The organism is Devosia sp. Leaf420 (assembly GCF_001425445.1).
Lineage (GTDB): Bacteria > Pseudomonadota > Alphaproteobacteria > Rhizobiales > Devosiaceae > Devosia.
In genome coordinates, this window is sequence record NZ_LMQU01000011.1 from 259,569 (window position 1) to 282,826 (window position 23,258).

Below are 23,258 nucleotides of genomic sequence, written 5' to 3' on the forward strand. Positions count from 1 at the left end.
GGCAGCAGGGTGAACCTGTCGGAGGGCTGAATGGAAGAAGCGACGCAAAATCAGCGCCTTAATGACGATGCGATGACACCGCGCCGCGTGCCCCTCTCAGCGCGAAAAAATTCACAAGCTGGTTACTTACGGCTCCTCGTGGAAGCCATGATGCTTGGCGAACCGCTGCAGCGGCCTGCCCTGGCTCAGAGGGTCGGCCTCTCCCGCCTCGCCGTTTCCGAACTGCTCGCGACACTCGAAACGCGGGGTCTGGTCGAGGTCAAAGGCGCCCTTGGCGGCACGCCCGGACGGTCGCAGCTCTCCTACGCTCTGCGCACTGACGCTGCCCTGAATGTCGGTTTCGATGTGGGCGGCACTAAGGTTGCCGGCGCGATCGCCGACCTCCGGGGCGTCATCCTCGCAGAACTGACCGAGCCGACCGTCCGGACGGGCCTCGCCGGTCTTGTCGGGCAGTTGTCTTCCATGGTCGACGCTCTCTGCGAAAAGGCGCAAGTGCCACGCTATCGCTTGCGGGCGGCAGGGATTGGCGTTCCCGCAGCCGTGCAGCCGGACACAAATGTGCTGAGCCTTGCCGATAACCTCGCGGGCCTTGAGGACGGGGATTTTCCGGCCGCCTTGCGTGAAGCCCTCGGCGTCGATGTCTTGATCGACAATGACGTCAATCTCGCGCTTCTTGCGGAAGTCGGGCATGGCAGCGCAAGGGATCGGGGCAATGTCGCCTTCATCGCCCTCGGCACCGGCATTGGCGGCGCACTCGTCATCAACGGCAAGCTGTTGCGCGGTGCGCATGGCGGCGCCGGCGAAATGGGCTATATGCCGCTTTGGACCATCGAGAACCGCGGCGTGCCGGGGCTTGAGGAACGGGTGGGCGAAGCCGGTATCCGGCGTTTCTACACAGCGGCAGGCGGCGATGCCAGCCATGTCGTTCGCGATATCTTCGAGATGGCGGCAGCAGGCAATGGCCCTGCCCTCTCGACGCTCGACACCACGGCCGAACATGTCGCGCGAGCAGCATTGACCGTTCTGGCGCTGATCGATCCCGACGTGATCGTACTTGGTGGGAGTATCGGCTCACGGCCCGAACTGATCGAGCGGGTCAGGACACGCGTCGAAAAAGCCTGGATGCGGCCAATCGAGATCGTGCGCAGCCAAAGCGGTGGCCGCGCGGGGCTGCTGGGGGCCGTGGAATTTTCCCATCAACACATGCTCGAGCAGATGTTCGGCGCCCATCCGCGCGCCTGACGGCTTCTCGTTTCTTTGGCATTGGTCTATCCTCATTAGGTCGCATATGCGCTGAGGAGGATTTCGCATGGCCGATGTTCGCCCACCGACGGGTGTCACGCCCTATATCAATGTCGACGGCGCCAAACGCGCGCTCGAATTTTACGAAAAAGCCTTTGCCGGCGAGGTGAAGCAGACGATGCCGGCCGAAGGCAGCGACCGGTTGATGCATGCCGAGATCGCCATCAACGGCACCTCGATCTACCTCTCGGATTTCTTTCCCGATTATGGCTTTCCGCCCGTGCCGCCGCAGGCGTTCAACCTACACATTCATGTCGAGGACGCGCAGGCCTGGTGGGACCGGGCCGTCGGCGCGGGATGCCTCGTCGTGCAGCCGCTCAAGAAGGAATTCTGGGGCGATATCTACGGCCAGCTCCGCGATCCCTTCGGCGTAACCTGGGCGATCGGACAGTCCGAAACACACTGAACCACGCCACGAAAAAGAAATCCCCGCTTTCGCGGGGATTGTTTGAGAGACTGAGTGGTAAGCTATGCGCTCAATAGGCTGTCTTCGAATAAAGACGGACCATGTTCTTGGCAGATCCCGGAGGCTGCCAATAGATACGGGCGACGAGGTCGCGAATACGGCCACTGCGGACCAGATCCATTCCGAAGGCGCTTTTTGCAGCAGCCTCAGGGGTTGAAGCATCGACGAAATGTTCGGCCTGGACCGTTTCGCCTCGAGCATCGACAACGCGGTATTGCATGAATTCTTCCCCCGACACGCAAAGCGCCCCGGTGACGACGAGTCGCCGGGGCCTTTGGGCCGATGACCAATCTGATCAGTCATCGTCTATGAGAGGTTAACGGGCTCGATCACTTCTGGTTCCCGCGCCGGGTGTGCCCTACGGAAAATGCGCTAGGGGAATATCCCAAGTTAACGGGAAATATACCGTGACGATGAGATTCTCGGGCCGTGCGCCTCACGTCTTGGTGAGCATACGAGGCGTCGAGGAGGAGTCGTGCGTCTCAATTCCCTGCCCATCCGCGTATCCCTGTTCGCGGGTGTCGTCATCGCCCTCGTTTTCTGTGTCGGCATGAGTTTCCTCGTGCAGCATATCGGCACCTCCGTGGAAAAGCAGACGACGGCGCTGCAGGCAGAAACGACACGCTCGCTCTCCGAGAAGGTTTCCCGCGATCTCGTTCTGGCGGAACAGACCGCCGTCGATATTGCGACGACGACAGCCGCGATGAAAACCACCGGCATTACCGACCGCGCCGCCTATGACGGTGTGCTGCAGGCAATGCTCGCGGCCAATCCGGAACTGCTCGCCACCTGGTCGGCCTGGCAGCCGCAGGCGCTCGATGGCCGCGATGCCGAATTTGCTGGGCAAGCCCCATGGGACGCGACGGGCCGTTTCGTGCCCTATTGGCAGCGCGGCAGCGGCACCATCGTTCAGGAAATGCTGACCGGCTATGACACACCCGGCGCTGGCGACTATGCCTTGCTGCCAAAATCGCTCGATCGCGCCGTAGCCATCGAACCCTATCCCTATGTGGTGGGCGGCCAGGAAATCCTGATCACCTCCTTTGGTGTGCCGATCAAGGTCGGTGGCGCCTATGTCGGCACCGCCGGCATCGATCTCTCGCTCGGCTCGATCAATGCCGAACTCTCGCAAATGCGGCCCTTCGATACCGGCAATGTGGCGCTGGTTTCGGCAACCGGCATCGTCGTGGCGCATCCCGACGCAAGCCTAGTGGGCAAGACGCTGCCTGCCGACAATCCGCTGGCGCAACTCGTGCAAAAATCTCTCGCCAGCACCGACTATGTCGAAACCGAAGCGGCCGGCTCCGATGGCGCCCCCTGGCGCTATATGGCGGTGAGCTTTGCCGCAGGCGGTACGCAGGACCGCTGGAGCGTCGTCTCGCTCGTGCCGCAGGCGACGCTGAGCGCGGCCGTATCGGAAGCGCGCTGGGCCATCATTGGGCTCTCGGCCCTTTGCATCATTGCCGCTATCGCCATCGTCTTCGTCTTGATGCTGCGCCTTGTCGGCCGGCCGCTCGGCAAGCTCGGCGCAACCGTCGAAACCATGGCCAAAGGCAATTATGATCTCACCGTGCCGTATATGACGCGCAAGGACGAGATCGGCACCCTGTCTCGCTCGGTCGATGTGTTCCGTGACAATGGCCTCAAGGTCGCGGCGATGACCGAAGCCGAAGCCGTACGCGTCATCCGCGATCGCGACGAGCGCGCCGAGATGATGGCCGAGCTGCAATCGGCTTTCGGCAATGTCGTCGACGCCGCCATCGCGGGCGATTTCTCGCGCCGGGTGAATTCCGAATTCCCCGATGCCGAGCTCAATGCGCTGGCGCATGGCGTCAACACGCTGGTTGAAACGGTCGATGCGGGGCTCGATGAAACCGGCAAGGTTCTGGCGGCACTGGCCGATACCGACCTGACGCAGCGTATCCAGGGCAATTACAGCGGTGCCTTTGCCAAACTGAAGAACGACACCAATGCGGTCGCCGATCGTCTGACCGATGTCGTCGGGCAATTGCGCGGCACGTCGCGCTCTCTGCGCACGGCAACGGCCGAAATCCTCTCGGGCGCCAACGATCTCAGCGACCGCACCACCAAGCAGGCGGCAACGATCGAACAAACCTCGGCCGCCATGGAGCAATTGGCCCGCACCGTCATCGACAATGCGAGCCAGGCCGAAACCGCTTCGAAGAAAGCCGAGGACGTCTCGCGCTCGGCCGAAGAAGGCGGTAGCCTGATGAACGATGCCAATGGCGCGATGGACCGGATTACGCAGTCTTCGGCCAAGATTTCCAACATCATCGGCATGATCGATGACATTGCCTTCCAGACCAATCTCCTGGCGCTCAACGCTTCTGTGGAAGCGGCGCGCGCTGGGGAAGCGGGCAAGGGCTTTGCCGTGGTCGCCGTCGAAGTGCGGCGTCTGGCACAGAGCGCGGCGCAGGCATCGTCGGACGTCAAGCAATTGATCGAGCAGAGCACGGTGGAAGTGTCGGCCGGCTCGCGACTCGTCGCCAATGCAGCCGATCGACTGGTTTCCATGCTCGAAGCCGTGCAGGAAAACAGTTCGCTCCTCAACGCCATTGCCCGCGGCAGCCGCGAACAGGCTTCGGCCATCGAGGAAGTTTCCACCGCCGTGCGGCAGATGGACGAAATGACCCAGCATAATGCCGCGCTTGTCGAGGAGATCAACGCCTCGATCGAACAGACCGAAGCGCAGGCCAGCGAACTTGACCATGTGGTCGACGTCTTCCGCATCAGCCACATGGAGCAGCGCGCCCCGGAGCGCGCTCCAGCCCGGCCTGCGGCCAAGGCGGCGACGGCGGCAAAATATCAGGTGCAGGGCAATGCCGCGCTCGCGCAGGACTGGTCGGAGTTCTAAGACCTCCACTGCAGACCAAAATTGACAGGGGCCAGCCGCGGGTTGGCCCCTTTCTTTTTGTGCAGAAGGCCGCCCATTAAAAATATGCAATGTTCCGCTTTGGGGGTGCCCAAATCTCTTGCCATGCGTTGTAGGGTCAACGGCGGCGGGGGTGCCGCCGGCGACACGGGAGCATGCAATGCAAATCGCTATGGTGGGGCTGGGGCGCATGGGCGCCAATATGGTGCGGCGGCTGATCAAGGCCGGGCACGAATGCGTCGTCTTCGACGTCAGCCCGGACAATGTCGCGGCGCTGGTCAAGGAAGGCGCGGTTGGCGCCAGCTCCATGGAAGAGATGATCGGCAAGCTCCAGGCGCCGCGCGCGGTCTGGCTGATGCTGCCGGCTGCAATTACCGGCAAGGTGGCACGGGAAGTGGCGGGTCATTTGCAGCCGGGCGACGCGATCATCGATGGCGGCAATTCCTATTATCGCGATGCGGTGGATCTGGCGCGCGAGTTTGCGGCGCAGAATATCAGCTTTGTCGACGTCGGCACGAGCGGCGGGGTCTGGGGCCTCGAGCGCGGCTATTGCCTGATGATCGGCGGGCCGAAGGAAAGTTTTGACCGGCTCGAGCCGATCTTTGCTTCGCTTGCGCCGGGCAAGGACGGAAATGGCGCCGAGGCCGGATCGGGCGATACGGCGCCGCTGGGGTATCTGCATTGCGGGGCGAGCGGCGCGGGGCACTTCGTCAAGATGGTGCACAATGGCATCGAATATGGGCTGATGGCGGCCTATGCCGAGGGGCTCAATATCTTGAAGGCCGCCGATGCGGGGAGCGAAGCGCGGGCGGCCGATGCCGAGACGGCGCCGCTCCATGATCCGCAATATTATCAGTTCGATATCGATGTCGGCGGGGTCGCCGAAGTCTGGCGGCATGCAAGCGTCATCAGTTCGTGGTTGCTCGACCTGACCGCGTCGACGCTGAAGACCGATCCGGAATTGACCAATTTTGGCGGCAAGGTTTCGGATTCTGGGGAAGGCCGCTGGACGCTGCGGGCGGCGGTCGAGACCGGGGTGCCGGCGCCGGTTTTGTCCTCGGCGCTCTTTGGGCGCTTTGCCTCGCGCGATGCCGACGAATATTCCAACAAGCTGATCTCGGCCATGCGCTACGCCTTTGGCGGCCACAGCGAAAAGCACTGAGGGGGGCAATATGCGCAGGACTTCCTCGGATGCGCTCGTCGTTTTCGGCGTGACGGGCGATCTCGCCCACAAGATGATCCTGCCCTCGCTCTACCAGATGGTGCGGCGGGGGCATCTCGATAAGCCGGTGGTCGGGGTGGCGCTCGACGATTGGACAGAGGAGCAGTTGTCGGAGCGGGCACGCGATGCCGTGACCAAGCAATTCGGCACGGTGGACGAGGCGGTGTTCGGCAAGCTGATGGGCCTGATGCATTATGTATCGGGGGACTATAAGCAGGCCGCGACCTTCGAAAAGCTGCGCGCGGCCTTGGGGACGCACAAGCATCCGCTCTATTATCTGGCCATCCCACCATCGCTGTTCGGCACCGTGGCTGATGGGCTGGAGGCGGCGGGGATCGCCAAGGGGGCGCGGCTGATGGTGGAAAAACCATTCGGCCGGGACCTTGCCACGGCGCAGGCGCTCAACGCGACGCTGCACAAGGTGTTCGAGGAAGATGCGGTGTTTCGCATCGACCATTTCCTCGGCAAGGAGGCGATCCAGAACCTGCTTTATATCCGCTTCGCCAATGCGTTCATCGAGCCGATCTGGAACCGCAATTATGTCGAGAGTGTCCAGGTCACGATGGCCGAAGATTTCGGCATCAAGGGCCGCGGCAAATTCTATGACGAGGTCGGCGCCATTCGCGATGTGGTGCAGAACCACCTGCTCAATGTCCTGCTGCTGCTCGCGGTCGAGCCGCCGGTCAATGGCGAATCCGATGATCTCAGCGATGAGAAAGTGCAGGTCTTGAAGGCCATTCGGCCGCTCAAGAAAGAGGACGTGGTGCGCGGGCAGTTCGACGGCTATCTCGACGAGCCGGGCGTGGCGCCGAAATCCGCGCGCGAAACATTCGCGGCGCTGCGCTTTGCCGTCGATACCTGGCGCTGGGAAGGCGTGCCCTTCTATATCCGCGCGGGCAAGGAACTGCCGGTCAAGGTGACCGAGGTGATCGTGCGCTTCCGAAGGCCGCCGATTGCTGTTTTCGATGGTTTTCCCAAGGATCAGGCAAACTATGTCCGCTTCCGGCTTGGGCCGGAGGTGGTGACGGGGATCGGCGTGCGGCGCAAGAAAGCGGGCGGGGATATGGTCGGCGAGGCGGTGGAACTGACCGCGCTCGATGATACGACCGACGACATGATGCCCTATGAGAGGCTGATCGGGGACGCCATGGCGGGCAAGCGTCAGCTTTTTACGCGGCAGGATGCGGCAGAGCTGGCGTGGCGGATTTTCGACCCCATCCTCGACGATCCCGAGGCACCGGCGCGCTACAAGCCGCGCACCTGGGGACCGAAGGCCGCGATGAAGGGGTTTGAACCGCCCGGCGGCTGGGTGGATCCGGAGGCTTGATCATGGCAGATAAAAAGGTTCTTGCCGTCGATATCGGCGGCTCGCACGTCAAGATCATGGCTAATACTGGGGGCCAGGTGCGCAAGGTCGCGTCGGGTCCGACGATGAATGCCGAGACCATGGCAACGGATTTGCAGACGCTGTGGGAAGGGCTCGACTTCGACGTGATCGCCATGGGCTATCCCGGGCCGGTGGTGCACAACAAGATCCTGGCCGAGCCGCATAATCTCGCGCCGGGCTGGGTCGGGTTCGACTTCGAAAAGCGCTTCGGCAAGCCGGTGCGGATCATCAATGATGCGCTGATGCAGGCGATCGGCTGCTATGACGGCGGGCGGATGCTATTTTTGGGCCTCGGCACCGGGCTTGGGGCGGCGATGCTGGTCGAGCACGTGGCGCAACCGATGGAACTGGCGCACCTGCCCTATAAAAAGGGCCGGACCTATGAAGACTATCTCGGCGAAGCGAGCCTTGAAAAGCGCGGGTGCAAGAAGTGGAAGCACCATGTGTTCGAGGCGGTCGAAACGCTGACGGCGGCGCTGCAGCCGGACTATGTGGTGATCGGCGGCGGCAATGTGGATGCGCTCGACGATCTGCCGCCCAAGGCAAGGCGGGGGGATAATGCCAATGCGTTCAAGGGCGGGTTCTCACTTTGGACGGATGAGAAGCTGGTGGTTTGAGGGGGTTCACGCGACCGGCGTCGGCCCAACCACTCGCTGTCACCCCGGCGAAAGCCGGGGCACATCCCAACATCTCAAGATGGATCCCGACTCAGGGCCGGGATGACACGGTGTTTGGGATGGCTCCGAGGGGACGCCTCAATCCACCGCCAATGCAATCGAAAAATCCTTGTCCTTCCATTCCCCATCGCCGCTGCGGAAGGTGAAATCCAAGGTCTTGTGGCCTTCAAGGTCCGCAGCGGTGAACAACACGCAGTGCATGCCGAGGCCGTTGGGGACGGAAGGCTTGTCCCCAGCATTGTCCCAACCGTCTAAGCCGAAATGGAGGGTAAAGGGATCGCAGGCTTCGATGGAGATGGCTTTGCCTTTGGCGATGGCTGCGAAGGGGCTCGATTCCCGCCAATGCCAAGTCGTGGCTGTTGGCCGCTTGCCGGCGTAACGGGAGGCGATGACATCGAACAGTTCAGCAGGACGGCCGGTAGTCTGCGTCGCCAAGAGTTTCAATAGTTCGCCATGGGCCCAGACGAGGGGCATGGCGCTGCCGGAGGGTTCGCCGGGGACGAGGCCGTGTTCGGGCATGGGTTCGCCGTCCCAAACCTGTTCGGGGATGAGGCCGCCCTTCCCCACCATGCGCAGCATGGAATTGAGATAGGGCATGGGGTCTTCGCCCCTCAACGCCGCATAGTGTCCGCGTTCGCCGGCAAGCAGTGGCCAGGGGCGGCCGACGCCGAGGCCGTCGAAGGGCGTGCCGTCTTCGTGTTCGCCATAGCCATCGCCATTGTAGCGATAATAAGCGATGCCGGTGGGCAACTCGGCGCGCAGCTTGGCGTCGATCAGCTTGACCGTATCGACGATGCGCCGATCTTCAGCCGCACGGAGACCGGTGCGGACAAGGTACAAGAATTCGAGGCCGATGAGATCACCGGCCGGGGTTTCGCCATTTTGGACATTGCGGCGGCTGATGATCCCGTCGATGCCGCCATCGACCGCGCGGGGCCCGAGGCGGATATAATAGCCGGGGAGGTCGAGACCGGCACAGAGATGGCCATTGACCGAATAGGTCCAATCCTCGATGCGCTCGTTCCAGCTATCCGCGAGAGAAAGGATATAGTCGCGGTCTTCGCCGGTGAAATAATCGGCTGAGACGACGAGCGCGACGATCAGCATAGCAAGGGTAAAGGGGCTTGCACCTGCGTTTTCTTCCCAGCGGTCCTGATCGCTCATCGGACCATTGCGGACGATGAAGCGGATGGCGCTGCGCACCATGGCTTCTTCGGGTGGCGAATTGGTGAGGTGGCCGACAGCGCGCAGTTTTGCGGCGAGCATGACCGGGAGTGCGACCTCGTCCATCTGCTTGCCGCTCCAATAGCCGCGGCCGTCCGGAAAATAGTTTTGCGCCCAACTGCCATCGTCGGCCTGAGTGCCGATGAGATAATCGAGCGTGCGGCCCGCGTCCTCGTAGAGGCCGACAGTAATGAGGGCGAAGGCGGCTTCGACTGTGTCCCGCGTCCAGACCAGGTGATAGCCGCCGGCGTCGTCGTGGCTCGAGCCCCAGGGGACGGAGAGGCTTGCGACCATGGCGCCGGCATAGGTGCGGTCTTCATGGCATTTGATGACCATGGCCGAACGGCGCGCGGCTTCTTCGAGTTCAGGCGCAGCATAGGGGATGCGGAGGTGCTGGGCCCAATCCTCCCAGCTCTTCATGAAAATATCGCGGCTTTCGTCGTAGGAGTCCGCCAGGCTTGATCGAGCGAGCGTGCGCGCGCCTTCCGGCGTTTCGGAAAAGCCGAGCGCGAGGACGCCATTGTCCGAGGCGAGTTCGCCCACGAGAGCGACATTGCCGCCTTTGGCCTCGGAAAAGGTCCAGGTCATGCCGCCATTGGCAGAAAAATCCTGCCAGCCATCGGAGGTGCCGACAAAGCCGGCGCTGGTGCGGAGAAAACCGCCGTCGGCGCGGAGACAAAGGGCCGTGGCATTGTGGCTGGCCGAAAGATCTTTGCCGGCCACGGCATCGTTCTCGCGCGCACCATCGAGATGGGGCGCAAGGAGTACATAGAGCCGCGCATCTTCGCCCGAAAGGGCATAGCGGATGAGGAGGCAATCGCGCAGCGGGTGCGGCAGGACTTCGAGTTCGAGCCGGTAATGTTCGCCCTCATGAACGACGGTCGGCAGCGGAATATAGGGCTTTGGGAGCGAAAAGAGATAGGTGTCGGCGCGCTTGAGTTCAGTCCAGCCGCCCTTGTGCGCGATGATGAAACCGAGATCGCGGATTTGGGGGCGGCCTGTCGAGGGCCAATAGACCTCGTTGACGATGCCATGACCGAGGGTCGCCCAGATGCGGCTCGCTCCCAGCCCCGTCGTGATCATGTCCTTGTCGCTGGAAGACCATGTGGGATCAAGACCCGGCGCGCCGGGCGGAACATTTTCGGTCATTTTCACTATTCGACGCTGAAGATTATTCAGCAGGGAAGATGCCGCAGGATGGCGCTTGGTTCCAGCGCCATCCTGCACAGACGCGCGATTACCAGCGCGGCTTATTGTCGGTGAGGCCGCCGGCGCAGGCCTTGTCGATGGCGGCGAGCTCTTCGGCGGTGAAATCGAGATTGCTGAGCGCGCCGATATTATCGTCGAGCTGTTCGAGCGTGCGCACGCCGATCAGGGCCGAGGTGACCTCGGGGCGGCGCAGCACCCAGGCCAGCGCCAGTTGCGGCAGGGTCTGGCCGCGTGAACGGGCGATTTCGGCCATGCCATCGACGGCAGCAAGCGTCTCGGGCTTGATCTTGGCGGCATCGAGGAAGGGATTGTTGGAGGTGCCTCGCGAGCCTTTGGTGTCGCCGCTATTATACTTACCCGAGAGCACGCCCTGGGCGAGCGGGGAAAAGGCGATGATACCAATGCCGAGTTCACCGCAGGCATCGATGGTGCGATCGGTTTCGATCCAGCGATTGAGAGCGGAATAGCTCGGCTGATGGAGGATCGGCTTGACGTCCAATTCGCCAAGGAGGCGATGGGCTTCGCGCGTTTCGGCTTCCGGATAATTGGAAATGCCGACATAGAGCGCCTTGCCCTGTTGGACGAGGGTTGCCAGCGCGCCCATGGTTTCATCGAGCGGCGTATTGGGATCGTAGCGATGGGAATAAAAGACGTCGACATAGTCGAGGCCCAAACGCTTCAGGCTCTGTTCGCAGGAGGCGATGAGGCTCTTGCGGCTGCCCCATTCGCCATAAGGGCCTTCCCACATGTGGTAGCCGGCCTTGGAAGAGACGATGATTTCGTCGCGATAGGGCTTGAAATCGCGCGCCATGACCTTGCCGAACAGCTCTTCGGCCGAGCCCTCAGGGGGACCGTAATTGTTGGCGAGATCGAAATGGGTGATGCCGGCATCGAAAGCGCGGCCAAGAATGGCGAAGGCACTAGGATAATCGCGGGTGCCGCCAAAGTTCTGCCAGAGCCCGAGGCTGATGGCCGGTAGTTTGAGGCCGGAGCGGCCGGCGCGACGATAGACCATGTCTTCGTAGCGCGCAGGGGAAGCCTGATAGGTCATGAAAATATCCTCCTCGAAATCACTGGCGCCTTTGTAAGGGAGGAATGCGGCGGCGTCAGCTTCGATGGAAAGATTGAGGGGTGGATTGGTAAGGCTGCCGCTTAGCGCCGGACGCCCAGGCGGCTCATTTTTTCACTGAGGGTGCGGCGGGGGACTTGCAGAGCCTCGGCGGCGGCCGCGATGGAGTCGTTGTGGCGGGAGAGTTCGGTTTCGATCAGGTGCTTTTCATAGGCGGCGACACGATCGGCGAGGCCACCAGTAGCCTCCGGCATATCGCGATCGGCGGGGCCGATAATGGCGGCGAGGGAGCGGCCGGTGGCATCGAGACCAATGGCGAAGCGCTCAGCGGCAGCTTTCAATTCGCGGACATTGCCGGGCCAATCATAGCGGCGGATGGCGTCGAGATCGGCGGGATGGAGGCTTTGCGCCGGGCGGCCGAAACGCTTGGCGGCTTCGCCGAGGAAATGGTGGAACAGCAGGACGCAATCCTCGCCGCGGGCGCGGAGCGGCGGCAGGGTGATGGTTGCGAGATTGAGCCGATAATAGAGATCGGCGCGGAAACGGCCGGCTTCGCTTTCGACGCCAAGATCGACCTTGGACGCAGCGATGATCCGCACATCGAGCGGAATCTGGCGGTTGGAGCCGACGCGCTCGACCACCCGCTCCTGAATGACGCGGAGGACCTTGGCCTGGGCGAGGAGCGGCATGGACTCGATCTCGTCGAGAAGCAGCGTACCGCCATTGGCATATTCGAATTTGCCGACCCGCTGACTGCCCGCGCCGGTAAAGGCGCCGGCTTCGTGGCCGAAGAGCTCGCTTTCGATCAGTTCGGACGGGATGGCGGCGCAATTGACGGCGACGAAGGGGGCTTTGGCGCGCGGGGAAAAATCATGAAGGCAGCGGGCGACGACCTCTTTGCCGGTGCCGGTTTCGCCGAGGATGATCACATCGGCCGGAATATGGGCCAGTTCGCGCACCGTGTGGCGGAGGCGCTCGACGGCGTCGGAACTGCCGACGAGGCGGAGGGCGAGTTCGGATTCGCCGCCATCGAGCCGGCGCTTCAAATCAGCGATTTCGCGCTTGAGCAGAGCTTGTTCGGCGGCGCGCTTGAGGCTCGTCACCAGTTCGTCGGGCACATAGGGCTTTTGGATGAAATCGAAGGCGCCCTGGCGCATGGCCTCGACAGCCATGGGCACGTCGCCATGGCCGGTGATCAGGATCACCTCGGCCGGCACCATGCGCTCGCGGACCTTTTTGAGGAGATCGAGCCCGGAAAGGCCGGGCATGCGCACATCGCTGAGGATGACATGGGGCTTGATTTCGTCGAGCCGAGCGAGCGCGGAGCTGGCATCGGTCGCGACATGGGTCTCAAAGCCCGAAAGGCGGAGCCATTGCTCGAGGGCGGTGCGGATCATTTCCTCATCATCAACGATGAGCACGCTTTGGTCAGACAATCTGTTCTCTTTCGGCTGTGACCACGATTGGGAGGGCCAGCGTGAAGCTGGCGCCATGGCCGGGCGGGCTTGCGACGGCCAGCGTGCCGCCCATGTCGCGCACGAGGCCATAGGAGATGGATAGGCCAAGGCCCAAGCCTTCTCCCGGTCCCTTGGTGGAATAGAAGGGGTCGAAAATGCTGGTCAGCGCCTCGGGCGCAATGCCGGTGCCGGTATCGCTGACGGTGAAGCGCGCACGGCCGTCGGCACCGCTATCGGCGGCGATGGAGAGGACGCGGATGCTCTGGCCCGCCATGGCGTCGGCGGCATTGGTGAAGAGGTTGATGAGCACCTGCTCGATATGGACGGGATTGCCGGCAATGCGGATCGGGTAACGTGGGCGGCGGTATTCGACCTCGATGCCGAGGGCGCGCAGCTTGTGATCGACGAGATCGAGCGCATTGGCGATGACGGTGGCGGCATCGGCTTCCATCGGTGCGGCGCTTTGCTTGCGGGCGAAGGTCTTGAGGTGGCCGGTGAGCGCGGCGAGGCGATCGACGATGCGGTCGATATGGCCGAGAACGCGGGTGATGTCCTCATCCTGGCGGCGCGCGGCGAGGAGTTTGGCGCTGGCAAGGTGCGTCGTCAGCGCGGCGACGGGCTGGCTGACTTCATGGGCGACGCCGGCAAGCGCCTGGCCGAGGCTCGCGAGCTTGGCGGCTTGCACGAGATGGCCTTGCACGGCGCGCTCTGCGGCTTCGGCGCGAATGCGGTCGGCGATTTCGGCGCGGAGGGCCTCGTTGGTGACATAGAGATCTTCGGTACGCTCGGCGACGCGCAGTTCGAGCTTTTCGTGATCGGCGAGGCGCTGGGCGAGCATGCGGCGACGCTGGAGGAGGAGTGCGACGATGAGGCAAAGCGCGGCCACGGCCAGGGCGGCCGCAAGGGCGGCGATCCAGGCATCGCGGAAGAGCGGCCAGGCGGGCGTAAAGGAAATGATGCGCCACTGGTGCACCGGCAGGCGCATCTCGTCGACGATGAAGATGCCGCTCGTATCGGTATCTTCATCAGCGATGTAGGCGAAATTGACGCCGCGCGAGGGCCAGATATCGACGGCGACCGGTTGATCGCTGGCGCCTTGCGCGCCATAGCGCAATTGCGGGGCGATCATCGCATAGGTGCTGGCAGGGAGCGGCGAGATCGGGCGATAGCGCCAATCGGGGCGTGTGGAGAGGATGGTGATATTGTTGATATCGACGATGCCGATCAATTCGCCCGAGCGCCACCAATTGGCTTCAATTTCGCCGAGATTGATCTTGGTGACGGCTACGCCAAGGGGTCCGTTTTCGCCATCGATGCGACGGGCGAGGAAATAGCCGGCGACCCCAGTGACCGTGCCGACGGCGTAGAATTTGGCATCGCCATCGAACATGGCTTCTTCGAAATAGGGGCGATAAGCGAGGTTTTCGCCCACAAAGCTGTCATAGGCCCACCAATTGGATGCGGCGACGACATGACCATCGGCGGCCATGACGAAAAGCTCCCCTGCCCCGGCCGTGTCGTTGAGGCGGGAGAGGAAGGCATTGGCGGCTTCCCGCCTATCGGTATTTTGCGGCTCGGCGAGAACGTCGCGGACCTCGGCGGCCAGCGCAATGCTCGAGGGGAGATAATGGAAGCGCTCGATGATGGCTTCGAGGGTACGATCAAAGAGCGCGAGGCGCCGATCTGCCTGATCGCCGGCATTGCGGAGGCCAGCCGAGAGCGTCCACTCGAACGCGACCCAGCCTGTGCCGAGGATAGCGAGCGCCGCCAAGGCGAAAGCGAGCAGCGTACGCCGCGAGCGAATTCCGCGATGGACCAGACGATTGGCCATGGCCTCCGTTGGCAAGAATTTGCCACCCTTCTCCGTAAGTTCTGGCAAGTTTATGCCACATTGGCCAGTACGAATTGCGCAAAACGCAGGTCTGGCTTGCATTTTTGAGTTGGCATACGGTTTGCAACAGGAATTGCGAGACCGGCGGAGGAGCCGGCTGACAGATCACTCCGGGAGGAAACCAATGAAGAAGACTTTTGCCGTTGCCACACTGATCGCCTTTGCCCTGTCCGGCACGGCCTTTGCGCAGGACTATCCAACCAAGCCAATCACCGTCGTCGTGCCCTTCTCGGCTGGCGGCCCGACCGACACCGTGGCGCGCCTCGTTGCTGAAGCCATGAGCCAGGACCTCGGCCAGCAGGTCGTGGTGCAGAACGTCGGTGGCGCAGGTGGCACGCTGGGCGCTGGCCAAGTCGCCACCGCAGCGAATGACGGCTATACGCTCCTGCTCCACCATATCGGCATGTCGACCGCTCCGACGCTCTACCGCAGCCTGCCCTATGATCCGCTGACCGATTTCGCGACTATCGGCCTCATCACCTCGGTGCCGATGACGCTCGTGGCGCGCAAGGATTTCGAACCCAATACGCTCGAAGAACTGCTGACCTATATCAAGGCGAACGGCGAGAACGTCACCTATGCCCATGCCGGTATCGGTTCGGCCAGTCAGCTTTGCGGCATGCTGTTGATGGAACAGACCGAAACGATCATGACCACCGTGCCCTATCAGGGTGCTGGCCCGGCCATGACCGACATTATCGGTGGGCAGATCGACATGATCTGCGACCAGACGACCAACACAACGAGCCAGATCCAGGCCGGTGAAGTCAAAGCCTATGCCGTGACCTCGCCCGAACGTCTCGACAACCTGCCCGATCTGCCGACCACCAAGGAAGCGGGGCTCGATCTCGAAATTGGCGTGTGGCATGGCCTTTATGCGCCGGCCGGCACGGACCCGGCGATAATCGAACGCCTCGACGCGGCGCTGCAGAAGGCCCTGGCCAATGAAACCGTCATTGCCCGCTTTGCCGAACTCGGGACGAAGCCGGTAACAGCGGAAGAAGCGACCCCGGCTGCCCTGACCGAAACGCTGACCAGCCAGATCGAACTCTGGCGCGGCGTTATCGAAGCCGCCGGCGTCTACGCCGAGTAAACGACGAGCCTGAAAGCGGCCCGCACTTGCGCGGGCCGCGCCTGGCATAAAATCAAAAGTCTTGGGGAGGCGGCTATGCTGGCCAAGTTTTCACTCCGCGAACTGCTCGCGGGCGGCATTTTCGTGCTCGCCGGAGCCTATTTCGCGCTCGAAGCGCTCAACTATGAAGTGGGCACGGCCTTTCGCATGGGCCCGGGCTTCATGCCGCTCTTCCTTGGTGCGGTGCTAGCCGCGCTCGGCATCGGCGTTGCGGCCAGCGGCTGGCAGAAGCCGGACAAGGAAAAGCCCTTGCCGCCATCCTGGCGCGGCATTGCGCTGATCATCGGCGTCGTCATCTTCTTTGGCGCGACCATAAGGGGGCTCGGCTTCGTGCCCGTCGTCTTCATCGGCTCGTTTGGTTCTGCCATGGCCAGCCGGCTCAATTCGCCGCTCTTTGCCGCGCTTTTGGCGGCCGGGCTCACCGTTCTCTGCACCGCCATCTTCGTCATCGGCCTCGGCATGACCGTGCCGTGGTTCGGGCCCTGGCTCGGTCAATAGGAGCGATCAATGGATATCATCGGCTATCTCGGCCTCGGTTTTTCCGTCGCCCTCGACCCCATCAACATTTTCTACTGCTTCATCGGCGTGCTGCTCGGTACTCTGGTTGGCGTGTTGCCCGGCATCGGGCCGACGGCGACAATCGCCATGCTCTTGCCGATCACCTTCTCGCTCTCGCCCGCCGCCGCGCTGATCATGCTCGCCGGTATCTATTACGGCGCGCAATATGGTGGCTCGACCACCGCGATCCTGATCAATCTGCCCGGTGAAAGCTCATCGGCGGTGACGGCGATCGATGGCTATCAAATGGCCAAGAAAGGCCGCGCCGGACATGCTCTGGCAACGGCCGCGCTCGGCTCGTTCTTTGCCGGCACCATCGGCACGCTGCTTCTCGCCTTCTTCGCCCCGCCCCTTGCGCGAGCGGCGCTCAATTTCGGAGCGCCGGAATATTTTGCGCTCATCGTGCTCGGGCTGCTCGTCTCCATTGCCCTCGCGCATGGCTCGATCCTCAAGGCCCTAGCGATGATTGTGCTCGGTCTCCTGCTCGGCATGGTGGGCCAGGACATTTATACCGGCACGCCGCGCTTCACGCTGGGCATCCGCGAGCTTTATTCCGGCCTCAACTTCGTTTCCGTCGCCGTCGGTATCTTTGGCGTCGCCGAAATCCTCCGCAATCTCGAAAACGAGAAGGGTCGCGATGTCATGGTCAAATCCGTCAAGGGACTGTGGCTGGGCAAGGAAGAGTTCAAGCGCATTATCGCCCCGGTGATCCGCGGCACGGCACTTGGCTCCATCCTCGGTATCCTGCCGGGCGGCGGGCATATCCTTGCGTCCTTCGCCTCCTATTCGGCGGAGAAGCGTCTCTCGAAGCACCCCGAGGAATTCGGCCATGGGGCTATCGAAGGCGTGGCGGGCCCGGAATCCGCGAACAACGCTGCGGCGCAGACCTCGTTCATTCCGCTGATGACCCTCGGCATTCCGGCTCACCCGGTCATGGCTCTGATGGTTGGTGCCTTCATTCTCCAGGGCATCACGCCCGGGCCCAACGTGATCAACGATCAGCCGGCGCTCTTCTGGGGCATCATCGCCTCGATGTGGATCGGCAATCTCTTGCTGGTGCTTCTGAACCTGCCGCTAATCGGGCTTTGGGTGAAGATGCTCTCCATTCCCTATCGCGCGCTGTTCCCCGCCATCGTGCTCTTTGCCTGCATCGGCTGCTATTCGATCAACCAGAACATCTTTGACGTCTTCGCCATCGGCTTCTTCGGCATCCTTGGCTATGTGCTGATCCGGCTTGGATGCGAACCGGCGCCACTGCTCCTCGGCTTCGTCCTCGGGCCACTGCTCGAAGAACACCTGCGCCGCGCCATGATTATCTCGCGCGGGGACCCGATGGTGTTTTTGGAACGCCCGATCTCGGCAACACTGCTGGGCCTGGCGCTGCTCGCGGTGATCATCGCGGTGCTCCCCTCCATCCGCAAGAAGCGCAAGGAAGTGTTTGTCGAAGAGGACTGAGTCGGTTTTGCGACATTTGGATGGGCGTCACGCGAGTGGCGCCCATTTTTGTTTGGGGGGCCATGCGCTCCGGAGCCATTGGATTCTGGAAGCTCACCCAAGAGCCGCTTTTCCCTCGGGCTTGACCCGAGGGCCAGTGCGGGAGCCACAGGCATTGATGGGTGGGCAGGAGGCCCTCGGGTCAGGCCCGAGGGAAGAACGGTGCGTTGGGGAATACGTCCAAGGTGACAACCTGCACAGTGATCTGCGTGCAGGGAGTATCGATCGGGACCGTATAGGGTAATCAGGCGGGCAGCGCCTAATTCACCGCCGCGGCCCAGACGCGGTTGCGGCCGGCGTTTTTGGCGGTGTAGAGCGCGTCGTCGGCGCGGCGCAGGATGTCGTCAAAACTCTCGGTATCGCTGACCACGGCGACGCCGACGCTGACCGTGCCGCGGAAACCACCGCTGGCGCCCTGGAGGATTTCGTGGGCAAAACCCGAGCGGATGGCCTCAGCCGCTTCCATGGCTTGCGCGGCACCGGCCTCTGGCATGACCAGGAGAAATTCTTCTCCGCCCATGCGCACTGCATAAGTGTCGCGGGTCTGCTGCTTGCGCATCACCTGGGCAAAGCGGCGGAGCGCTTCGTCGCCGGCGGCGTGGCCATGCTTGTCATTGATCGACTTGAAATGATCGAGGTCAAAGATCAGCGCTGCGGTGTTGGCCTGAAGCTTGGCCTTGCCGAAGAGATCGAAAATAGCGCGGCGATTGAGAAGGCCAGTCAGCGCATCGGTATTGGCTTCGGCTTGATGGTGCCGCGCGACGCGTGCCTGATTGGCAGCAAGGGACATGGCGCCGATGCCGGTGAGGCCGATGAGGCCAACGATGGAATTGACGTCCTCGGCCCAGCCGCTCGGCGGCGCCGTCAACACCAAGGGGCCCTTTAAATAGATCATTACCGCGCAAGGAATGAAGGACAGCGAGGTGATGGAGTAAAGACCCGAAATGCCCGTGACCCAGATCGGCGCCTCGGCACGGCCTTCCCAGAATTTCCAGGCGGTCGCCGCGAGGAGGATGCAATTGACGATATTGCCGATCATGGCGCCAAGCGCATCGAGGCCGAAAAGGAACGGCAGGGTGATTGCCGAAACGATAGAGATGCCCACGGCCGCAACGCGCTGGCTTGGCAAGCGCCGTTCGGTGAAGAGACAGGCGGCGGCAAAGAAGATCACGAAGCCGCCGCTCAGCGTCATATTGGACATCCAGAGGAGGATGTAGACGCTGGTGACCGCGTAGATCGAAAAGCCGGCAAAGGCCGTGACCAGGACACCGGCGCCAACGGCCCAGATCAGGATGAATTTTTCGGTGCGCGAGGCGAGCCAGGTGACGAAAAGCGTCGCCGAGAGCGCAAGGGCGGCAAAACCGAGCGCAAGCAGCAGGGATGTCTGGTCAACAAACATAACTGCTTTCTCTAACTTGCCCCACCCAAGTTTGATGGCCGAAGCGCAAGCAAACCCTGCGCTTCTTCTGCAAGCCTTGGTGGCTGCGGTCAATCACCGAGATGAAATGTCAGCTATGTTCTTGGCAGAAATATCACTTTGCGCCCGCGCGCTGTCACTGATGCGGCAGGGTGAAGCCGCCGCCGACGAAGCGATTGACGGCGTCGCTCGTATCGATGGGGCCGTCGGCATCGATATTGGTGAAGGCGCGGGACGAGAATTGCGGGCGCCAGGCAAGGCCAGGATCGGGCTCATTGACGAAGAACGGATTGGGATTGTCTGAGATCCCATAGACCACGCGGAAGCCAAGATCGGGCGTATCGATGCCGCAATCGACGAGGCGGCAAAGATCGTCGCGATCGAGATGATTGCGCGCGTCGCGCGGTGAGCCAGGCGGAAAGGCGGTGCAGATGCGAATGACGAGACATTCGAGGCCGTAGCGATCGTAGCAATAGCGGCCGTAGTTTTCGCCAAAAACCTTGGACAGCGCATAGAGTGTATCGGGGCGCGTCGGGGCATCGAGCCTGATGGGGGTGTCGCCGGTCGAGTGGAAACCCATGACGTGATAGGACGAGGCGAAGATAACGCGGCGCACGCCTTGGCGGCGGGCGGATTCAAAGATGTTACGCGCGCCCTCGATATTGCCGCGCTGGATATCGGCCCAGGCCTGTTCGTCCGAGACGGCACCGAAATGGACGACGGTGTCGATGCCGGCCATCAGCTTTTCGACGGCGGCCGCATCGCCGAGATCGGCGAGGACGATGTCGCGGCCATCGCTTGCTGCACGCATGTCGGTGGCGACGACATCGCGGCCGGCTTTGGCGAACCAGGCATGGAGATGGGTGCCGAGCAGCCCCGTTGCACCGGTGAGCAGGATCGTGCCCATTGCAAACCTCAGACTTTATTCAGGTGAAAACCGGCTCTTCGTGGAGCGCGATGCCGAAGCGGGATTGGACGCTCGTCTTGATATGCGTCGCGAGCGCGGCGATGTCTTCGGCCGTAGCGCCGCCGAGATTGATCAGAACCAGGGCATGGCGCTCGGAAATGCCGGCACGGCCCATGCGGAAGCCTTTTAGACCGGTCTTTTCGATCAGCCAGCCGGCGGAAAGCTTGGTGCGGCCATCGGGCTGCGGGAAGCTGGGGGCCGTGGGGAATTCGGCGAGGACCGGCGCGGCGTCTTCGAGGCTGACAATGGGGTTTTGGAAGAAGGAACCGGCATTGGGCGTGACGCGCCAATCGGGGAGTTTTGAATTTCTCAGGGCGACGACGCGGTCCAGGACCTGGCGCGGGGTCAGGCCGGGCGTGCCCTCGAGCTCGGAGAGGCCGGCAAATTTAAGATTGGGTTGCCAATCGCGCTTGAGGCGGAGACGGAGCGAGAGGACGACATAGTGGCCCGGCTCATGCTTGAAGACGCTGTCGCGATAGGCGAATTTGCATTCGGGGCCAGTGAAGGTGCGCGTCGTGCCGGTGGTCGTGTCATAGGCGAGGAGGCTCTCGAAGACATCGGCGACTTCCGCGCCATAGGCTCCGATATTCTGCACCGGCGCGGCACCTACCGTACCGGGAATGCCAGCGAGGTTCTCGATGCCGCCAAGACCCTTGTCGATCGTAAAAACCACGAAGTCGTGCCAGGTTTCGCCCGCTGCCGCCTCGACCACGGTGGCGTCGGGGCCATTCTCGATGATGCCGCCGCCTGTGATGCTGACAAGCGCGGTGATGCCGTCAAAATCGCGCGAAAGGACGACATTGCTGCCGCCGCCGAGGATGCGGAGCGGAAGATTTTGTTCGGCGGCGAGGGCGTAGAGTGCCGGAAAATCTTCGGCCCGTTCGATTTTGACCCCGAAGCGCGAGCGCGCGGTAAGCGCCAGTGTGTTGTGGGCGGTGAGGTCGAAATCGGGAATCAGGGTGAGCGCGGTCATGGGCGGGTTATAGGGCTGCGTTGAAAGGGCTGGCAATCTCAGCCGATCCTGCCGCCGAGTTCATCCTCGATATGAGCGCGGACGATGGCGTCGAAATTGGCATCGGCGCGGAAGCCGAGGCTTTCGGCGCGCTTGGCGACAAAACCCTGGGGCCAGCCGGCGACGATGGCGGCGATCGTTGGATCGGGTTGATGGCGGATCAGCGCGACGGCCTTTTCACCGGCGGCACGACGAAGGGCGTCGATCTCATCGGCGACGGTCGCGGCGAGGCCCGGCATGGTGAGGCTGCGGCGTTGGCCGAGACCCGATGTGTCGAGATTAGCTGCATGGAGCAAAAAGCCAACGGCGGCGCGGGGGCTGGCGAACCAGTGTCGCACGGATGGATCGACAGGGAGCACAGCCTCCTGCCCCGCCAAGGGCTCGCGGAGAATGCCGGAGAAGAAGCCGGAGGCGGCTTTATTGGGCTTGCCGGGGCGGACGACGATGGTGGGAAGGCGAATGGCGATTCCGTCGACAAAGCCGCGGCGGGAATAATCGGCAAGCAGGAGTTCACCAATGGCCTTCTGGGTGCCGTAGCTCGTGAGCGGGGTCAGCGGGAATTCGTCGGGGATATCGCGTGGCAACGGCTCGCCGAAGACGGCGATGGAGGAGGTAAACACCAGGCGCGGCTTATAGGGCTGATTTGCGCTTTCAAGCCGGATGGCCTCGAGCAAATGCTGCGTGCCATCGAGATTGATGCGGTAGCCTTTTTCGAAATCGGCCTCCGCTTCGCCCGAGACGATGGCGGCGAGATGGAAGATGAGGTCGGGTCGATCGGCGATCAGCTTTGCAGCGGTTTCGGGCGCCGAGAGATCGACGGCGTGGAGCTGGGTGGGGATATCGGTCTCTGGCGCCTGTGGCGCGATGACATCGGCGAGGGAGAGAGCAGAAATCTCCTGAGCGCCGATACGTCCTGCCGCGACCAGAGCCGATGTCAGCTTGCGGCCGATCATGCCGGCGGCACCGATGATGAGAACCTTCACGCTTTTCCTCCGTCATTTTCAGCCATCATGACCGCGCTGACCTATCAAAGCAAATCGGCGCCACGAGGGCGCCGACTGAAAGATCTGGGTCTTGGACAGGCTTCAGAAGCGGTAGCGCAGCGAGGTGCGGATTTCGTTGATGAAGTTGTCGTTGATCAGATAGGCGTTCTGGATGTTCGCCGGCTGGTTCATGACCTTGTTCATGTAGATACCGCGATAGCCGACGTCGGCGACGTAGGAGCCGAAATCGTAGCTCACGCCAGCCATGACGGCAGCAGCGGCTTCAAGCGAGTGACCGTAGGCGTAGTAACCAGGGCCATTCACTTCGGTATAATTTTTGGCAACACCGATACCGGCGCCGACATAAGCACCAAAGCCGCCAGCGCCATAGCCGTTACCCGACAGATTGAAATCGTAGTAAAGGTTGGCGAGGGCGAGGCCCGAGCGCAGGTTGACGGTGTGATCGCCACCCTTCAGGCCTTCATTGCTCAGATAGTCGAGCGTGATATCGGCGCGGACGCCGTGGCCGCTGTCGTAACCGAAGCCAGCGCCGACGCTGTAGCCATAGCCCATCTTATCGAAAGCTGGGACGCAGCCGCAGTAGCTCGCGGCATCCTTGGCCCACCAGGCGTTACCGGCAACGCTGCCGCGGAGGTAAAGGCCACCGGCGACGCCGTAATCCACATCGGGAACGTCGATCACTGGCGGGTAATAGGGTACGAGGTCCGCGGCAATTGCCGGGCCTGCGACTGCTGTTCCGGCCAGCAGGAACGCAGCAATGAGCTTGCGCATGAGTTCAGTCCTTGAGTTGCCACGACACGAGGTCGGTTGTGGCGAATATGGGACAAACTCCTTAAAACCCGCTTAACCCTAAAACCGGCTTAACCGTACGGTTTAA

19 protein-coding genes are annotated in these 23,258 nt (G+C 62.4%); 9 read left to right on the forward strand and 10 right to left on the reverse strand.

Going from position 1 to position 23,258, the window contains the following annotated elements; all coding sequences use genetic code 11:
- Positions 1 to 30 precede the first annotated feature (30 nt).
- Together ASG47_RS12155 and ASG47_RS12160 are read left to right on the forward strand one after the other, a co-directional pair.
- Positions 31 to 1,242 carry an ROK family protein gene (locus ASG47_RS12155; protein WP_061909353.1) on the forward strand — a complete coding sequence of 404 codons (1,212 nt, stop codon included), beginning with the start codon at positions 31 to 33 and terminating at the stop codon, positions 1,240 to 1,242.
- 67 nt (positions 1,243 to 1,309) lie between these two features.
- Entirely contained in the window at positions 1,310 to 1,708 is a 399-nt protein-coding gene (locus tag ASG47_RS12160) for a VOC family protein (RefSeq protein WP_061909355.1), read from the forward strand.
- A 70-nt stretch (positions 1,709 to 1,778) separates the two neighbouring features.
- Here ASG47_RS12160 and ASG47_RS12165 read toward each other — a convergent pair whose 3' ends face one another.
- Positions 1,779 to 1,988 carry a hypothetical protein gene (locus tag ASG47_RS12165; protein ID WP_061909357.1) on the reverse strand — a complete coding sequence of 70 codons (210 nt, stop codon included), beginning with the start codon at positions 1,986 to 1,988 and terminating at the stop codon, positions 1,779 to 1,781.
- Between the two features lie 255 nt (positions 1,989 to 2,243).
- Here ASG47_RS12165 and ASG47_RS12170 point away from each other — a divergent pair, with 255 nt between their 5' ends.
- From ASG47_RS12170 to ASG47_RS12185, 4 genes are all read left to right on the forward strand, one after another.
- Positions 2,244 to 4,643 carry a methyl-accepting chemotaxis protein gene (locus tag ASG47_RS12170; RefSeq protein ID WP_061909359.1) on the forward strand — a complete coding sequence of 800 codons (2,400 nt, stop codon included), beginning with the start codon at positions 2,244 to 2,246 and terminating at the stop codon, positions 4,641 to 4,643.
- 178 nt (positions 4,644 to 4,821) lie between these two features.
- On the forward strand, positions 4,822 to 5,823 hold the full coding sequence (gene gnd, locus ASG47_RS12175) for a phosphogluconate dehydrogenase (NAD(+)-dependent, decarboxylating) (protein WP_061909361.1): 1,002 nt from the start codon (positions 4,822 to 4,824) through the stop codon (positions 5,821 to 5,823).
- A 10-nt stretch (positions 5,824 to 5,833) separates the two neighbouring features.
- Positions 5,834 to 7,210 carry a glucose-6-phosphate dehydrogenase gene (gene zwf / locus ASG47_RS12180; protein ID WP_061909363.1) on the forward strand — a complete coding sequence of 459 codons (1,377 nt, stop codon included), beginning with the start codon at positions 5,834 to 5,836 and terminating at the stop codon, positions 7,208 to 7,210.
- A 2-nt stretch (positions 7,211 to 7,212) separates the two neighbouring features.
- Positions 7,213 to 7,887: an ROK family protein gene (locus ASG47_RS12185; protein ID WP_061909365.1), complete on the forward strand. Its 675-nt coding sequence runs from the start codon at positions 7,213 to 7,215 to the stop codon at positions 7,885 to 7,887.
- 138 nt (positions 7,888 to 8,025) lie between these two features.
- Here the strand turns inward: ASG47_RS12185 and ASG47_RS12190 are convergent, their stop codons facing one another.
- From ASG47_RS12190 to ASG47_RS12205, 4 genes are all read right to left on the reverse strand, one after another.
- The gene (locus ASG47_RS12190) at positions 8,026 to 10,320 is read right to left on the reverse strand and encodes a glycoside hydrolase family 15 protein (RefSeq protein ID WP_061909367.1); all 2,295 of its coding nucleotides are present in this window, start codon (positions 10,318 to 10,320) and stop codon (positions 8,026 to 8,028) included.
- Positions 10,321 to 10,408: 88 nt separating this feature from the next.
- Positions 10,409 to 11,431, reverse strand: coding sequence for an aldo/keto reductase (locus tag ASG47_RS12195; RefSeq protein ID WP_061909370.1), 1,023 nt, complete (start codon positions 11,429 to 11,431; stop codon positions 10,409 to 10,411).
- 101 nt (positions 11,432 to 11,532) lie between these two features.
- A complete protein-coding gene (locus ASG47_RS12200; RefSeq protein WP_274532527.1) occupies positions 11,533 to 12,885 on the reverse strand; it encodes a sigma-54-dependent transcriptional regulator in 1,353 nt (450 codons plus the stop codon).
- On the reverse strand, positions 12,878 to 14,737 hold the full coding sequence (locus tag ASG47_RS12205; protein ID WP_061909372.1) for an ATP-binding protein: 1,860 nt from the start codon (positions 14,735 to 14,737) through the stop codon (positions 12,878 to 12,880). Before ASG47_RS12205 ends, ASG47_RS12200 begins: the two co-directional genes overlap by 8 nt.
- Before the next feature lie 184 nt (positions 14,738 to 14,921).
- Between ASG47_RS12205 and ASG47_RS12210 the strand changes: the two genes are divergently transcribed.
- The 3 genes from ASG47_RS12210 to ASG47_RS12220 all read left to right on the forward strand — a co-directional run bounded on the left by ASG47_RS12210 (position 14,922) and on the right by ASG47_RS12220 (position 17,942).
- Entirely contained in the window at positions 14,922 to 15,890 is a 969-nt protein-coding gene (locus ASG47_RS12210) for a tripartite tricarboxylate transporter substrate-binding protein (protein WP_061909374.1), read from the forward strand.
- Between the two features lie 75 nt (positions 15,891 to 15,965).
- The gene (locus ASG47_RS12215; RefSeq protein ID WP_061909376.1) at positions 15,966 to 16,427 is read left to right on the forward strand and encodes a tripartite tricarboxylate transporter TctB family protein; all 462 of its coding nucleotides are present in this window, start codon (positions 15,966 to 15,968) and stop codon (positions 16,425 to 16,427) included.
- Positions 16,428 to 16,436: 9 nt separating this feature from the next.
- The gene (locus ASG47_RS12220; RefSeq protein WP_061909377.1) at positions 16,437 to 17,942 is read left to right on the forward strand and encodes a tripartite tricarboxylate transporter permease; all 1,506 of its coding nucleotides are present in this window, start codon (positions 16,437 to 16,439) and stop codon (positions 17,940 to 17,942) included.
- A 298-nt stretch (positions 17,943 to 18,240) separates the two neighbouring features.
- Here ASG47_RS12220 and ASG47_RS12225 read toward each other — a convergent pair whose 3' ends face one another.
- The 5 genes from ASG47_RS12225 to ASG47_RS12245 all read right to left on the reverse strand — a co-directional run bounded on the left by ASG47_RS12225 (position 18,241) and on the right by ASG47_RS12245 (position 23,152).
- Entirely contained in the window at positions 18,241 to 19,380 is a 1,140-nt protein-coding gene (locus tag ASG47_RS12225; RefSeq protein WP_061909378.1) for a GGDEF domain-containing protein, read from the reverse strand.
- A gap of 154 nt (positions 19,381 to 19,534) precedes the next feature.
- Positions 19,535 to 20,305: an NAD-dependent epimerase/dehydratase family protein gene (locus ASG47_RS12230; RefSeq protein WP_061909379.1), complete on the reverse strand. Its 771-nt coding sequence runs from the start codon at positions 20,303 to 20,305 to the stop codon at positions 19,535 to 19,537.
- 19 nt (positions 20,306 to 20,324) lie between these two features.
- Positions 20,325 to 21,338: a UDP-N-acetylmuramate dehydrogenase gene (gene murB / locus ASG47_RS12235; protein WP_061909785.1), complete on the reverse strand. Its 1,014-nt coding sequence runs from the start codon at positions 21,336 to 21,338 to the stop codon at positions 20,325 to 20,327.
- Between the two features lie 38 nt (positions 21,339 to 21,376).
- On the reverse strand, positions 21,377 to 22,360 hold the full coding sequence (denD, locus tag ASG47_RS12240) for a D-erythronate dehydrogenase (RefSeq protein WP_061909380.1): 984 nt from the start codon (positions 22,358 to 22,360) through the stop codon (positions 21,377 to 21,379).
- 102 nt (positions 22,361 to 22,462) lie between these two features.
- Entirely contained in the window at positions 22,463 to 23,152 is a 690-nt protein-coding gene (locus ASG47_RS12245) for an outer membrane protein (RefSeq protein ID WP_061909381.1), read from the reverse strand.
- Positions 23,153 to 23,258: the final 106 nt, after the last annotated feature.